The sequence below is a fragment of the Streptomyces yongxingensis genome, from assembly GCF_055597465.1.
The window spans coordinates 2,927,443-2,941,960 of the sequence record NZ_CM145717.1 but is presented as its reverse complement, the minus strand read 5'-3'; the positions used below and the strand labels follow the sequence as shown (position 1 = coordinate 2,941,960).

Below are 14,518 nucleotides of genomic sequence, written 5' to 3'. Positions count from 1 at the left end.
AACTCTTCGTGCTCCGGGAAACGCGGTTGGCTTACGTGAGCAACCCCGCCGACCTGGCCCATCGGTACTTGGCCCCCAGGACGGCCACCGGCTTCTCGGTGGTGTACGGATAGGCCACGACCCCGCGCTCGAAGAGGTACGCGCACGCCTCCTCGACCTCGGTGTCGCCCGCGAGCGAGGCCACCACCGGTTTGGCGATGCCCCGGGCGCGGAACTCCTCGACGACCCGCGCGGTCAGCTCGGCGAACACCATCGGCGGGGTGACGATGGTGTGCCAGTAGCCCAGGACCAGGGCGTGGATCCGCGGATCCTCCAGGCCCAGCCGGATGGTCGCCTCGTAGGTGGACGGCGGTTCGCCGCCGGTGATGTCCACCGGGTTCCCGGCCGCGCCGAACGGCGGGATGAAGCGGCGGAAGGCGGCGTCCAGGTCCTCCGGGATCTCCATCAGCGACAGCCCGTTGTCGACGATCGCGTCCGACAGCAGCACCCCGGAGCCCCCGGCGCCGGTGATGATGACGACGTTGTCACCCTGGGGTGCGGGCAGTACGGGCAGCGCCCGCGCGTACTCCAGCATCTCGTTCAGGCCCGGCGCCCGGATCACCCCGGCCTGCCGCAGGATGTCGTCGTAGACCGCGTCGTCCCCGGCCAGCGCGCCGGTGTGGGACCCGGCGGCCTTGGCACCCGCGGCCGTACGGCCCGCCTTGAGGACCACCACCGGCTTCCGGGGCACCGTGGCCCGCGCCGCCTCCACGAAGGCCCGGCCGTCCTTGAGGTCCTCCAGGTGCATCGCGATGCACTGGGTGCGGTCGTCCTCACCGAACCAGGTCAGCAGATCGTCCTCGTCCAGGTCCGACTTGTTGCCGAGGCCGACGATCGCCGAGACCCCGGTCTTGGTCGTCCGGGCGAAGCCGAGGATGGCCATCCCGATGCCACCGGACTGCGAGGTGAGCGCCACCGGCCCCTTGACGTCGTACGGGGTGCAGAAGGTGGCGCACAGATCCTGCCAGGTGGAGTAGTAGCCGTAGATGTTGGGCCCCAGCAGCCGCACCCCGTGCTCCTCGGCGATGGCCACGATCCGCGCCTGGAGCTCGTGTTCACCGGTCTCGGCGAAGCCGGACGGGATCAGCACCGCGTTCGGGATGCCCTTGCGGCCGACCTCCTCCAGCGCGGCGGGCACGAACTTCGCGGGGATCGCGAAGACCGCCACGTCCACCTCGCCGGGGACGTCCCCGACGGTCTTGTACGCCTTGCGGCCCAGGATGTCGTCGGCCTTGGGGTTCACCGGGTGGATCTCCCCGGGGAAGCCGCCGTCGATGAGGTTGCGCATCACCGAATTGCCGATCTTGCCCTGCTCGTTGGAGGCGCCCACCACCGCCACCGAGCGCGGCTGCATCAGCCGGCGCATCGAGCCGAGGATCTCCTCGCGCGAGTAGCGGCGGCGGGTCTGCGGGGCGGGGTCGCCGATCAGCAGCCGCACATCGGCGGCGAGCACCCCGCTCGCGGTGGCGAACACCGGGTTGAGATCGACCTCGGTGATCTCGGGGAAGTCCGCCACCAGCCGGGAGACCCGCACGATCAGGTCGGCGAGCGCCGCGCGGTCCACCGCCTCGCCGCCGCGCACCCCGCGCAGCACCTCGGCGGCGCGGATCCCGTCCAGCATCGACAGCGCCTCGTCCCTCGTCGCCGGGGCCAGCCGGAAGGTGATGTCCTTCAGCACCTCCACCAGCACCCCGCCGAGCCCGAACGCCACGACCTTCCCGAAGGTGGGGTCGGTGACCGCGCCGACGATGACCTCCTGCCCGCCGTCCGGGATCATCTGCTGCACCTGGACGCCGAGGATCCGGGCCTTCGCGTCGTGGGCACGGGCGTTGTCGACGATCGCGGTGAACGCGCTCCGCACCTCGGCGCAGGAGGTCAGCCCCACCCGGACCCCGCCCGCGTCGGTCTTGTGCAGGATGTCCGGGGACACGATCTTGAGGACGACGGGGAAGCCGATCCGGTCGGCGAGCGCCACCGCCTCGTCGGCGGACTCCGCCAGCCCCTCGGCCGGGGTCGGGATCCCGTACGCGTCGGTGATCCGTTTCCCCTCGGGGGCGGTCAGCGCCGTGCGCCCCTCGGCGCGGGCGGCGTCCAGCACCGCGCGCACGGCATCGTTGTCATACGTCACCGTCAGATCACTCCGTTCGTCTTGAGCAGCCGCACTTCCTCGTCGTCGAGCCCCAGCTCCCCGACGTACACCTCTTCGTTGTGCTCACCCAGCAGCGGGGAGCGCTCGACCCGGACCGGGGAGTCGGAGAGCTTCAGCGGGGAGCCGACCGTGGTGAAGGAGCCGCGCTCGGGGTGGTCGACCTCGACGATCATCTCGTTGGCCGCGAGCGACGCGTCCTCGACGATCTCCTTGGTGGACAGGATCGGCCCGCACGGGATGTTGTGCGCCGTGAGCTGCTCCAGCACCTCCCACTTCGGCAGGGTGCTGGACCACTCCTCGATCAGCTGGAACATCTTGGCCAGCTTCGGCAGCCGCGCCTCCGGCGAGGCCCACTCCGGGTCATCGGCCAGCTCGGGGCGGCCGATCAGCCGGGTGATCGGCTCCCAGCCGACCGGCTGCACGATGACGTAGACGTAGTCGTTGGGCCCGCCGGGCGCGCACTTGACCGCCCAGCCGGGCTGGCCGCCGCCGCTGGCGTTGCCACTGCGCGGCACCTCGTCGCCGAAGTCCTCGTTCGGGTACTCGGCGAGCGGCCCGTGGGCCAGCCGCTGCTGGTCGCGCAGCTTGACCCGGCACAGATTGAGCACCGCGTGCTGCATCGCCACGTTGACCCGCTGGCCGCGCCCGGTGTGGGTGCGCTGGTAGAGCGCGGCGAGGATGCCCGCCACACAGTGCACCCCGGTGCCGGAGTCGCCGATCTGGGCGCCGGTGGCCAGTGGCGGGCCGTCCTCGAAGCCGGTCGTGGACATCGAGCCACCCATGGCCTGCGCGACCACCTCGTACGCCTTGAACTTGGTGTACGGGCCCTCGCCGAACCCCTTGATCGAGGCGTAGACCAGCCGGGGGTTGATCTCCTGGATGCGCTCCCAGGAGAACCCCATGCGGTCCACGGCGCCCGGACCGAAGTTCTCCACCAGCACGTCGCTGCGGCGGATCAGCTCGGTCAGGAGCTCCTTGCCGCGCTCGCTCTTGGTGTTCAGCGTGATGCTCCGCTTGTTGCAGTTGAGCATCGTGAAGTACAGCGAGTCCACGTCCGGGAGGTCGCGCAGCTGCTTGCGGGTGATGTCGCCGGTGACGTTCTCCAGCTTGATCACGTCCGCGCCGAGCCAGGCGAGCAGCTGGGTGGCGGAGGGACCGGACTGCACATGCGTCATGTCGAGGACGCGGATGCCCGACAGGGCCTGATGGGCCTGGGGAGCCTGGGACATGGTGGCGCCTCCCTACTTGTACATGGTCTGGTTCATGGTTCCGGGGGCGTACGCGTCCGGGTCCACCCAGACGTTGATCAGCGACGGCTTGCCGGACTCCCGGGCGCGGCGCAGCGCCGGGCCGATGTCCGCCGGATCGCGGACCTCCTCGCCGTGGCCGCCGAGCATCCGCGCGAACTGGTCGTAGGGCACATCGCCGAGGGTGTTGCCGACCCGCTCGCGCTCCTCGCCGTACTTGGCCTTCTGGCCGTAACGGATCTGGTTCATCGAGGAGTTGTTGCCGACGATGCCGACGAACGGCAGGTCGAAGCGGACCAGCGTCTCGAAGTCCCAGCCGGTCAGGGAGAACGCGCCGTCGCCGAAGAGCGCCACCACCTCCTTGTCGGGGCGGGCCTGCTTGGCGGCCATCACGAACGGCACCCCGACGCCGAGCGTCCCCAGCGGGCCCGGGTCCATCCAGTGGCCGGGCGACTTGGGCTGGACCACCTGGCCGGAGAAGGTGACGATGTCGCCGCCGTCCCCGATGTAGATCGAGTCCTCGGTGAGGAAGTCGTTGATCTCGCTGACCAGGCGGTAGGGGTGGATGGGGGAGGCGTCGGACCGGAGGTTGGGCAGCCGCTTCTCGATCGCCGCCTGCTCGGCGGCGCGCAGTTCGTCCAGCCACTCCTTGCGCTTGCCCGCGCCGCCATTGATGTGGCCCGAGGCGGCCTGGGTGACGGCGGAGAGGATCAGCCCCGCGTCGCCCACGATGCCGAGGTCGACGTCCCGGTTCTTGCCGACCGTGCGGTAGTCGAGGTCGATCTGGACCACGGTGGCGTCGGGGGAGAGCCGCTTGCCGTAGCCCATCCGGAAGTCGAAGGGCGTGCCCACGATGACGATGAGGTCGGCGCCTGCGAAAGCGTAGCGGCGGGAGAGCTGGAAGTGGTGCGGATCGCCGGGCGGCAGGGTGCCGCGCCCCGCGCCGTTCATGTACGCGGGCACGTTCAGGGTGCGCACCAGCTCGGTGGCCGCGCCGGTGGCGCGGGTGGTCCACACCTGACTGCCCAGCAGGATCGCCGGCTTCTCGGCCTGGACCAGCAGATCGGCCAGCTTCTGGACGGACTCGGGGTCGCCGGCGTTGCGGGTGGAGGCGCGGTAGTGCCCGGCCTGGGGGACGCGGGCCTTGTCCACCGGCACCTTGGCGTCCAGCACATCGCGCGGGATCTCCAGGAAGGAGGGGCCGGGGGCGCCGTGGAAGCACTCGCGGAAAGCCATGGAGACCATGTCGGCGGCGCGGGCGGTGTCCGGGACGGTGGCGGCGAACTTGGTGATCGGCGCCATCATGTCCACGTGCGGAAGGTCTTGGAGGGAGCCCATCTTGTGCTGGTTGTGGGCGCCCTGGCCGCCGATGAGCAGCATGGGTGACTCGGCGCGGAAGGCGTTGGCGACACCGGTGACCGCGTCGGTGGTGCCGGGGCCGGCGGTGACGACGGCGCAGCCGGGCTTGCCGGTGATCCGGGCGTAGCCGTCGGCGGCGTGGGCGGCGACCTGTTCGTGGCGGACATCGATGACATCGATGCCCTCGTCGACGCAGCCGTCGTAGATGTCGATGATGTGGCCGCCGCAGAGGGTGTAGATGACCTCGACGCCTTCTGCCTTGAGTGCTTTGGCGACCAAGTGCCCGCCGGATATGAGGTCCTGGCTGTCGTCGGGCATGGCGAATCGCGTCCCTTCGTAGGGGGTCGGTGCTGCCTCGCGGATGGATCGCTGGATTGCATACAGTCGACGTTATCCTGTATGAACTTTGTTATCCCACCATCGGCCGAGCGATGTCCAGGGGGCGTGCGCCACTCGTTGCATCCAGCGCTGGATCAAGCGCTGTTGACGGGCCATCAGGGAGCTGGCAATGGACCTGTACGAACATCAGGCACGGGAACTCCTCCATGACAACGGTGTCCTGGTGCCGAGAGCGGAGGTCGTGGACACGGCCGAAGCCGCCCGCGCGGCCGCCGAGCGACTCGGCGGACGCGTCGTCATCAAGGCCCAGGTGAAGACCGGCGGCCGGGGCAAGGCGGGCGGGGTGAAACTCGCCGGCGACCCGGCCGCGGCCGAGCTGACCGCACGCCGGATCCTCGGCATGGACATCAAGGGCCACACCGTCCACCGGGTGATGGTCGCCGAACCGGTCGAGGTCGAGCGGGAGCTGTACCTCGGCTTCACCCTGGACCGGGCCGCGGGCCGCTTCCTGGCCATCGCCTCCGCCGAGGGCGGTATGGAGATCGAGGAGGTCGCGGCGCGCCGCCCCGAGGCTGTGGCCCGGATCGCCGTCGACCCGGCCGAGGGGGTGACCGAGGCGAAGGCCGCCGAGATCGCCGTCGCCGGGGGACTGCCGCGCGAGACGACCGAGACCATCCGTCGGCTGTGGACCGTCCTGACCGCACACGACGCCCTCCTCGTCGAGGTCAACCCGCTAGTGGTGACCCGTAGCGGCGCGATCGTGGCCCTGGACGGAAAGGTCACCCTGGACGACAACGCCCGCTTCCGGCAGCCGTCATGGGACGACGCCGACGACCGCGCCCGGGACCCGCTGGAGGCCCGGGCCGCGGCCGCCGGGCTCGGCTATGTGAAGCTGGACGGCCAGGTGGGCGTGATCGGCAACGGCGCGGGGCTGGTGATGTCCACCCTGGACGTCGTCGCCGGCTGCGGCGCCCGCCCCGCCGACTTCCTCGACATCGGCGGCGGCGCCTCCGCCCAGGTGATGGCCGACGGGCTGTCCCTCGTCCTCGACGACCCGGACGTGCGCTCCGTCCTGGTCAATGTCTTCGGCGGCATCACCGCCTGTGACGCGGTGGCCGACGGCATCGTGCGCGCCCTGGACACCGTGACCCTCACCAAACCGCTGGTGGTCCGGCTCGACGGCAACAACGCCGCACGTGGCCGAGCCATCCTTGGCCAATTGGCTCATCCACTCGTCCACCAGGCCGACACTATGGACGGCGCCGCCGCGCGCGCCGCCGAACTCGCCGCGTCCGCCGCGTCCGACACATCCGCCGCGTCTGGCACATCCGCTGTGTCCGACACATCCGCCGTATAAGGGGGCTCCTCGATATGGCCATCTTCCTCACCAAGGACAGCAAGGTCATCGTCCAGGGCATGACCGGCGCGGAAGGCATGAAGCACACCCGGCGGATGCTCGCCGCGGGCACCGATGTCGTCGGCGGTGTCAATCCGCGCAAGGCCGGGACCCGGGTCGACATCGACGGCCGTACGGTGCCCGTCTTCGGCTCCGTACGCGAGGCCATGGACACCACCGGCGCCGATGTGAGCGTCCTCTTCGTCCCGCCGCCGCACGCCAAGGCCGCCGTCACCGAGGCCGCCGACGCCCGGATCCCGCTCGCCGTCGTCATCACCGAGGGCATCCCGGTCCATGACGCGGTCGCCTTCCAGGCGTACGCCCGGGCCCGCGCCACCAGGGTCATCGGCCCGAACTGCCCCGGGCTGATCTCCCCGGGCCAGTCCAACGCCGGGATCATCCCCGCCGACATCACCAAGCCGGGCCGGATCGGGCTGGTGTCCAAGTCCGGCACCCTCACCTACCAACTGATGTACGAGCTGCGCGACATCGGCTTCTCCACCTGCGTGGGCATCGGGGGCGACCCGGTCATCGGCACCACCCACATCGACGCCCTCGCCGCCTTCGAGGACGACCCCGACACCGACCTCATCGTGATGATCGGGGAGATCGGCGGCGACGCGGAGGAGCGGGCCGCGCGGTACATCGCCGACCACGTCACCAAACCGGTCGTCGGCTACATCGCGGGCTTCACCGCCCCCGAGGGCAAGACGATGGGCCACGCGGGCGCCATCGTCTCCGGCTCCTCGGGCACCGCCGCGGCCAAGAAGGCGGCGCTGGAGGCGGCGGGCGTGAGCGTCGGAGCGACCCCCACGGAGACCGCCGGGCTGGTATTGGCCCTTCTGGCCGAAACACCCGGCAACCTCGCGTGATGTGAGCCATACCCGATCCGCGATCGGGCCACGGTCACGCTCCGTGCCGCTACCTTGCTCCCCGTACGCACACCCGCGCCGTACGGGCGTCCCTGCCGTACGGCCCGCCACATCCCGCCCCGCCTGTGCAACGAGAGCGGAGATCACCGATGGCACCCACCCTCACCCTCAAGCCCGGAACCGCCTGGGGCGACGCCTGGCAGCGCTGCCTGGCCGTCGCCCCCGAGGCGTTCCAGGACGACCGAGTCCTCAACCTCTGGGACGGCACCTGGCACCGCGACGGCCGGGCCCTCCCCGCCACCACCCCCGTGGACGGCACCCCCATCGCGGGCCCGCCACGGCTGGACGCCACCACCGCCCACCAGGCCGTGCGCGCCTCCCTCGACCAGCACCGCCGCTGGCGCCACATCGCCCTCCCGGAGCGCCGGGCACGGGTGTCCGCCACCCTCGACGCGCTCTGCGAGCACCGCGAGCTGCTCGCCCTGCTCCTGGTCTGGGAGATCGGCAAGCCCTGGCGGCTGGCCCAGGCCGATGTGGACCGGGCCATCGACGGCGTCCGCTGGTACGTCGACGAGATCGACCGCATGGCCGAGGGCCGCACCCCGCTGCCCGGCCCGGTCTCCAACATCGCCAGCTGGAACTACCCGATGAGCGTCCTCGCCCACGCCATGCTCGTCCAGGCGCTGGCCGGCAACGCCGTCATCGCCAAGACGCCCACCGACGGCGGGCTGGCCTGCCTCACCCTCGCCTGCGCGCTCGCCGCCCGCGAGGGCATCCCGGTCACCCTCGTCAGCGGCAGCGGCGGTGAGCTCTCCGAGGCCCTGGTCCGCTCGCCCGAGATCGGCTGCGTCTCCTTCGTCGGCGGCCGCGACACCGGCGCCCGGGTCGCCACCGCCGTCGCCGACCTCGGCAAGCGCCACATCCTCGAGCAGGAGGGGCTCAACGCCTGGGGCATCTGGAACTTCACCGACTGGGACGCCCTCGCCCCGCTGATCCGCAAGACCTTCGACTACGGCAAGCAGCGCTGCACCGCCTATCCGCGCTTCGTCGTCCAGCGCTCGTCCTTCGACGCCTTCCTCTCCGTCTACCTCCCGGCGGTGCGCTCCATCCGCGTGGGTCACCCCCTCGCGGTGGAGAACCCCTCCGACCCCCTCCCCGACCTGGACTTCGGTCCCCTGATCAACGCGGCCAAGGCCAAGGAGCTCGCCGACCAGGTGTCCGAGGCCATCGACCGCGGCGCCGTCCCCCTCCACCGCGGCGACCTCGCCGACGGCCACTTCCTCCCCGGCCAGGACCTCTCCGCCTACGCGGCCCCCGTCACCCTCCTCAACCCGCCCTCGACCTCCCCGCTCCACCACGCCGAGCCCTTCGGCCCGGTCGACACCCTCGTCCTGGTCGACACCGAGGCCGAACTGCTCGCCGCCATGAACGCCAGCAACGGCGCCCTCGTCGCCACCCTCTCCTGCGACGACCCCGCCACCTACGACCGCCTGGCCCCCCAGATCCGCGCCTTCAAGACCGGCCACGGCAAGCCCCGCTCCCGCGGCGACCGCGACGAGCTCTTCGGCGGCTTCGGCGCCTCCTGGCGCGGCGCCTTCGTCGGCGGAGACCTCCTGGTCCGCGCCGTCACCGAGGCCCCGGGCCCCGAGCGCCTCCCCGGCAACTTCCCCGACTACCACCTGATGCCCGACTGACCACCCTCCGTGCCCACCCCCGCGTCCCCCCAGGTCGGCGCGGGGGCGGGCGCCCGCCATACGCAGGTGAAACGCACGCCGAAACCTTGGTATCGTGGTCCATGTCGCCGCGGCCGAGCCGCGGAGCACACCTGGTCCGGGTGGCGGAATGGCAGACGCGCTAGCTTGAGGTGCTAGTGCCCTTTATCGGGCGTGGGGGTTCAAGTCCCCCCTCGGACACGTTCTTACGTACACGGAAGAAGCGGGTTGTGACTCAACGGTCACAACCCGCTTCTTCATGTTGTAGGTGAGCGCGAGGCCGAAAGCCTGGTAGAGAGGAGCCTTGCGGTCGGCGGGGGCGGTGAGAAGCCGGTCGGTGAGATCACCGAGGTCTTTGATCATGCTGTGGATCTGTTCGTCGGTGAGGACGGTGCGCCGGGCTGCGCTGGCGGCGATGAGCTGTTCTTGTGCGGCGGCTTTGTCGGCTTCGGCCTGACTGATCCAGCTGGCCACGGTTGTGGGGTTGGCTCCGGCGTCGAGTGCCGCGCGGTATTGGTTCAGTCGCCGGTCGCAGTCGGCGATGGTGCGGCGGGCGGCCTCGAGACCGGGCAAGGGGGTGGCTGCTGTCTGCTGGGATCGCTGCATGGCCTGCAGCGTGCTCTTCAGCTGTCCGGGGGCAAAGGTCTGTGCGATCCACCGGTCGAGTTCCGGGAGAATGACGGCTTCCCGGATGTAGACGGTGAGCGGGTGGTCGAGGGGGCTGCTCTTGGCGTATTCGTACGGGTAGCGGCAGCGGTAGTGGGGGTGGCCGTGGTTGAAGGTGCCCTGCATCTTGCGGTCGCACAGGGAACAGCGGATGAGTCCGCGCAGGGCGTAGGCGCGTGGTGTGGTGCGGGGGCTGCGTTCTGCGGGGTGGTGTTGGCGGCGGTCGTGTCTCCTGGCTTGGGCGCGGGTGAAGGTGGTCTTGCTGACCAGGGGTTCGTGGACGGGTTGGGTAGACCAGATCCACTGTTCGGGGGTGTTCCAGGTCTGTTGGGTGCGGTGGCCCAGGGTGACATCGTCGATGTCGAGGAGGATTTCCTGTTTGCGTTGTTTGTTCCATACTTCGTGGCCGGTGTAGCGGGGGTTGGTGAGGATGGCGCGGACGGTGTTCTTGGACCAGGCGCGGCCGTCGCGGTGCGGATTGCGGGCGCGGTCGTGGGCTGAGGGGCAGGGGATGTTGTCGCGGGTCAGGCCTTCGGCGATGGCGTATAGGCCGGTTCCGCGAAGGTACTCGGTGAAAATGCGGACCACGATGGGCGCGGCTTGGGGGTCGGGTTCGAGACGGTGGAGGCGTTTGCCGTCGGCGGCCTTGGCCGGGTTGGGGTGTGGGCCGGCGTCGGCGAGCCGGTAGCCGCACGGGGGTCTGCCGCCGAGGAAGCGGCCTTCGATCTTGGCTTGAGAGCCCATGGCGGTGCGTACGCGGATCTTGACGCGATTACGTTCGCCTTTGCTCATGCCGCCGAAGACGGACATGACGAGATCGTGGGCCTCGTTGTCGGGATCGATCGGCCCGCCGATTTCCGGAACCAAAAGGGGGACGTTGAAATGGGTGAACAGGGGGAAGGTGTTGCCGAACTGGTTGCCGTAAAAGGTGCGCTGGGGTTCGCCGATCACGACCGCGTCGAAGCCGCGGTGGGGGTCACGCAGGGCTGTGAGGAGGGCGGCGGCCTGGGGGCGGCGTTTCCACGGCAGTGCGCGGGAGTGTCCGGCGTCGAAGTATTCGGCGACGATTTCGCCTCCGGCGGGTTCGATGAGAGCGCGGGCGCGGGTGAGCTGCCAGTTGCGGGAGGTCTCCGGGTCCTGGAGGTCCTCGGTGGAGCAGCGTCCGGCGAAGGCGAAACGGGGCATGGGCCGTCTTCCTTGGGATCGCTTGGTGTGCACGGTGGACGGTGGTCGTCCGTCGTACCTCTGGCTCGGCCCGGAGGGCCAGCCGTCCACCGTGTCTTCGCCCGGTCGTGGGTGGTCAGCCGCTGTGATGAACGGTGCGACGGTGTTGGTACTCGTCCTGGATGAAGGCCAGTACCGCTTTGGCGGCATGCGGGGTGAGCGGCACAGGACCGTCCGGGAGGATCACGGTCACCTCGGGCGGCTCATCCGCTTGCTGGACCTGGCGCACTGCTGCTGGGGAGCTCGGGGTGGTAGCGGCTGGTGTCATGGCTTCCCCGCTTCGTGTGTGCGTTCCTAGCCTTGTCTTCCGATGGGATCGGGGGTAGCGGCAGCGTTCGGTCCCGGCTTGCCGCTCGCGGCGGGCGCACAGCGGCCGGGAGGCGGCTGAGGGCTTCTCGGGGCGGGTGAAGATGAGGACGTCTTCGTGTTGTACGAGGTGGAGGGGGATTCCTTGGCGGCGGGCGTCGCGGACGTTCTTCAGCTGGAAGAACGAGGGACGGGCGACGAGCCGGCCGTTGCGGATGCCGGCGAGGAGAGCGACACAACGCTCCGTCGGGACGAGCCCGGCGGCTTGTCCGGTGGCCAGGACGGCCGAGGGCAGGTCGATGAGTTCGCCGTGGGTGACTCGCGGGAACCTCAACATCAATTGGCTCTGTTGTGCCTGGTCAATCGAACTCGTGAACGATCCGATGCATCGGTTCAAGGGGCTTGAGTACCAGAAGCTTGCGGTCATCGGCGCAAGCGGCGGCATCCTCCCGCGCGCCGCTCTCATCGAGAAGTACGCAACGACCGTCACGGTCCGGGCCACATGCGCCCTGCGGGGTGCATCAGGTGCGCCAACGGTACGTAGCCCAGGACAGTCCCGCCTGGTTTCCCTCGTCCGGCCCGTTTCTCAGGACGTGCGCCCGCTCTCCCAGCGGTCCCGGAACCAGGTCAGGGTTTCGGTGAGCAGCTTGCGGTTGTGGTCCTTCTCCAGCAGGGACAGCCGGAAGCTGGGCCGGAGTTCCAGCTTGCCTACCGGGATGTCGACGCCCTCCAGTTCGTTGAGGTGTTTGAGGAGTTCGGCTCGCAGGGCGCGGTCGGTGAAGGGCTCGCGCGCCGCGAGGTGCTGGAAGACCACCTCGGCCGTGCCGCCGCGCCCGCTGCCCGGGTAGAGCGTCAGCGGCCAGATGCCGTGTCCGGGTCCGCCTGCCTCTCCGAGTACGAGGAATGCGCTGGTGGTGACGTGTCCCGCGCCGTAACCGATCCAGCCGCCGAGTGCTTCCCAGCGAGCGAGGAGCGTGCGTACCGCCTCCACCGTTTCGGAGGAGTCGTCCGCCGTGAGCTGGCGGATGAACCGGTCTGCGCGTGTCTCCTCGCCCTGGCCGGCTGTCGCGGTGTCCTGTGTGGTGTCCTCGCCGTCCGTCTGGTCCTCGTCGGCGCCGGCGATCAGCAGGGCGAGATCGTCGGAGGTGAGGCGCTGTGCCGGGTCGGCGGCTCCGGAGATGGTGAAGCGGATGCCGTCGGCGGCCAGCCGGGCGCGGATGTCGCCGCCGGTGTCCTGGGGTGCCCAGCGGAAGCCGTCGGAGACCTTTCCGTCGGAGGTGAGCACCCGGTAGGCGTTGGCCACGCCGGGCGTGTTGGCCAGATGGGTGCCTACTGCCTGGGCGCCGGAGCCGAGGAACGCGGCGAGGTCGCCGTACGAGGTCCATGTGCCGTGCGGCAGCGCCGCGAGCGCCTGATGGGCCAGATGCCAGTCCCGGCTGCGCTCGGCTCGGCCGACTCCTCGCAGTGGGGCCGGCCACAGTCCGATCGCGCGCTCGGCGAGCTCGTCGGCGCGGGTCAGGATCTCCTTGGCTCCCCAGCGCTCGGTGGCGGCGATACGGCGGTTCATCTCCAGGTGGCTGCCCTGGAGCAGGCCCTGCTTGCGTTCGAAGGGGTGGTTGGACAGCTCCGAGTTGACCGCGGTGAGGGTCAGGTTCCCGAGGGTGTGCTGCAGGCGGGCGTGCAGGTCCTCCGTGCTCTCGGAGTCGGCGGCGTCCTCGCGTAGCATCTCCAGCCACTCGTCGCCGGGCGACTGCGGCATGACGTGCTCGATAGTGAGCTGGGCGGCCGCGAAGTCCACCGGTTCGGGATGCTCGTAGCTCTCCTCCAGCCGCTCCAGGACCATCCTGCGCTGATGCCAGCGCCCGTACTGGTAGAAGGGGGCCGCGCGGACCTTCTCGCGCAGTTCGTGGTCGTCGGGCCAGAAGCGGTTGTCCGCGGAGAGGAGCTGGTGCAGGCCCTGGTCGACCGGCACGTCGAGCGGGAGCTGGCCGGGCACGGCCTGGAAGATCCGGTTGAGGTTGTTCGTCGGCACTCGGCAGATCATCCGGCGGACCAGGAAGCTCTCGATGTACGACATGGCGCGGGCCGTGGCGGGGGAGTCAAGCTCCCCGCGCTCGCGCCGGTCGAGCAGCAGCATCAGCGCGGGGTAGGTGACCTGGGCCTGCCAGGCGTCCAGGCGGCGCAGGTGGGCGCGGACCGATGGGTCAGGCTCCTCCTCGGGGTGGAGCATCCGGTGGAAGAGGGCACCATGGCGGTGCAGTTCCTTGATGTACGCCTCGATCTCCGGCTCGCCCACCTCCCCGTGCTCGAATCGCTGCTGCTGGGCGGTGTACAGGTCTTGGCGGCGGACCCGGTCGTCCCCGTCGAGCACCAGCTGCAGCCACATCAGCTGCTCCAGCTCGTCGTTGCTCAAGCTGTCCTGCAGCGGCAGCCAGTAGGTCTCGTAGATGTGCTCCCCGCGGGTGGGCAGCCGCATGAAGAGGTAGTTGCGCAGCAGGTCGGCCTGGCTGAGCTTGAGTCCGGTGTTGTTGAGGGACTCGAAGATGCGGTGCACATTGTCGCCACGCTCGGCGGTCACCGCCACCAGCGTGAGCCGGGATGTGATGGCCTGCTCGATGCGGAACACGTCCTGCGGGGCCGCCGGATCGTCTGCCGCGACGAGCTTACGGCGGAAGAAGCCGTAAGCCGCCGCGACGCCGCCACCGGCGACCTGGTCCGTGACCGCACCGCGGATGTGCGCGGCGAACTGCGGCCGGTCGGCCTGGGTCGGCAGCAGCCGGAAGTGGTCGTTGCCGCTCTTGCGCTTGTTGATCAGGTATTCCTCATCGATGCGCTCGGCCTCCTCCGGCTGGGCCTCGGCGATATGGTCACGGATCGCGGCGAGGGCGAGGGCGAGCGTGGTCAGCCGCTGCTGACCATCGACGACGAGCCAGCGGGGGAACGTGGCCTCGTTCTGCGGGGACGGGGCGAGCACGACCGAACCGAGGAAGTGCGTGCTGGCTTTCCCTCCTGTTTCCAGCAGCTCGGCCTGTTCCAGGATGTCGCTCCACAGCTGCTTCAGATGCTTCTCCGTCCAGGAATACGTCCGCTGGTAGAGCGGCACCTGGAACTGCTGGGCGCGTCCCTGCACGAGGTCGGCTAACAGCGTCTCCTTGGCTTGCATAGTGGCCCCCCACTGGTGCTCGATGCGGTCGAAGCGTGCGGGGAAG

9 protein-coding genes and 1 tRNA gene are annotated in these 14,518 nt (G+C 70.0%); 4 read left to right on the top strand and 6 right to left on the bottom strand.

What is annotated here, in order from left to right; translation table 11 throughout:
- Nucleotides 1-31: 31 nt before the first annotated feature.
- The 3 genes from ACZ6TD_RS12320 to ACZ6TD_RS12310 are packed head-to-tail and all read right to left on the bottom strand — an operon-like array spanning nt 32 to nt 5,112.
- Nucleotides 32-2,167: an acetate--CoA ligase family protein gene (locus ACZ6TD_RS12320; RefSeq protein ID WP_471353419.1), complete on the bottom strand. Its 2,136-nt coding sequence runs from the start codon at nt 2,165-2,167 to the stop codon at nt 32-34.
- 2 nt (nt 2,168-2,169) lie between these two features.
- Nucleotides 2,170-3,417: a formyl-CoA transferase gene (gene frc, locus ACZ6TD_RS12315; protein ID WP_471353417.1), complete on the bottom strand. Its 1,248-nt coding sequence runs from the start codon at nt 3,415-3,417 to the stop codon at nt 2,170-2,172.
- A 12-nt stretch (nt 3,418-3,429) separates the two neighbouring features.
- The gene (locus ACZ6TD_RS12310) at nt 3,430-5,112 is read right to left on the bottom strand and encodes a thiamine pyrophosphate-binding protein (protein WP_471353415.1); all 1,683 of its coding nucleotides are present in this window, start codon (nt 5,110-5,112) and stop codon (nt 3,430-3,432) included.
- A gap of 190 nt (nt 5,113-5,302) precedes the next feature.
- Between ACZ6TD_RS12310 and sucC the strand changes: the two genes are divergently transcribed.
- From sucC to ACZ6TD_RS12290, 4 genes are all read left to right on the top strand, one after another.
- Nucleotides 5,303-6,490, top strand: a complete 1,188-nt coding sequence (gene sucC / locus ACZ6TD_RS12305) for an ADP-forming succinate--CoA ligase subunit beta (protein WP_471353413.1) — start codon at nt 5,303-5,305, stop codon at nt 6,488-6,490.
- Between the two features lie 14 nt (nt 6,491-6,504).
- On the top strand, nt 6,505-7,401 hold the full coding sequence (gene sucD / locus ACZ6TD_RS12300) for a succinate--CoA ligase subunit alpha (RefSeq protein WP_471353412.1): 897 nt from the start codon (nt 6,505-6,507) through the stop codon (nt 7,399-7,401).
- A gap of 149 nt (nt 7,402-7,550) precedes the next feature.
- Nucleotides 7,551-9,095 (top strand): aldehyde dehydrogenase family protein, encoded by a 1,545-nt coding sequence (locus ACZ6TD_RS12295; RefSeq protein ID WP_471353410.1) that lies wholly within the window; start codon nt 7,551-7,553, stop codon nt 9,093-9,095.
- 134 nt (nt 9,096-9,229) lie between these two features.
- Nucleotides 9,230-9,314, top strand: a tRNA-Leu gene (locus ACZ6TD_RS12290).
- Here the strand turns inward: ACZ6TD_RS12290 and ACZ6TD_RS12285 are convergent.
- From ACZ6TD_RS12285 to ACZ6TD_RS12275, 3 genes are all read right to left on the bottom strand, one after another.
- A complete protein-coding gene (locus ACZ6TD_RS12285; protein ID WP_471353408.1) occupies nt 9,279-10,964 on the bottom strand; it encodes a recombinase family protein in 1,686 nt (561 codons plus the stop codon). The two genes, ACZ6TD_RS12290 and ACZ6TD_RS12285, sit on opposite strands and share 36 nt — an antisense overlap.
- A gap of 115 nt (nt 10,965-11,079) precedes the next feature.
- Nucleotides 11,080-11,736: a hypothetical protein gene (locus tag ACZ6TD_RS12280; RefSeq protein WP_471358909.1), complete on the bottom strand. Its 657-nt coding sequence runs from the start codon at nt 11,734-11,736 to the stop codon at nt 11,080-11,082.
- A 159-nt stretch (nt 11,737-11,895) separates the two neighbouring features.
- Nucleotides 11,896-14,472, bottom strand: coding sequence for a GmrSD restriction endonuclease domain-containing protein (locus ACZ6TD_RS12275; RefSeq protein WP_471353406.1), 2,577 nt, complete (start codon nt 14,470-14,472; stop codon nt 11,896-11,898).
- Nucleotides 14,473-14,518 lie beyond the last annotated feature (46 nt).

Excerpts from the sequence above, each read along its gene's own strand:
- frc (WP_471353417.1), bottom strand. The coding sequence starts at position 3,417 with ATGTCCCAGGCTCCCCAGGCCCATCAGGCCCTGTCGGGCATCCGCGTC.
- ACZ6TD_RS12310 (WP_471353415.1), bottom strand. The coding sequence starts at position 5,112 with ATGCCCGACGACAGCCAGGACCTCATATCCGGCGGGCACTTGGTCGCC.
- sucC (WP_471353413.1), top strand. The coding sequence starts at position 5,303 with ATGGACCTGTACGAACATCAGGCACGGGAACTCCTCCATGACAACGGT.
- sucD (WP_471353412.1), top strand. The coding sequence starts at position 6,505 with ATGGCCATCTTCCTCACCAAGGACAGCAAGGTCATCGTCCAGGGCATG.
- ACZ6TD_RS12295 (WP_471353410.1), top strand. The coding sequence starts at position 7,551 with ATGGCACCCACCCTCACCCTCAAGCCCGGAACCGCCTGGGGCGACGCC.
- ACZ6TD_RS12285 (WP_471353408.1), bottom strand. The coding sequence starts at position 10,964 with ATGCCCCGTTTCGCCTTCGCCGGACGCTGCTCCACCGAGGACCTCCAG.
- ACZ6TD_RS12280 (WP_471358909.1), bottom strand. The coding sequence starts at position 11,736 with ATGACCGCAAGCTTCTGGTACTCAAGCCCCTTGAACCGATGCATCGGA.
- ACZ6TD_RS12275 (WP_471353406.1), bottom strand. The coding sequence starts at position 14,472 with ATGCAAGCCAAGGAGACGCTGTTAGCCGACCTCGTGCAGGGACGCGCC.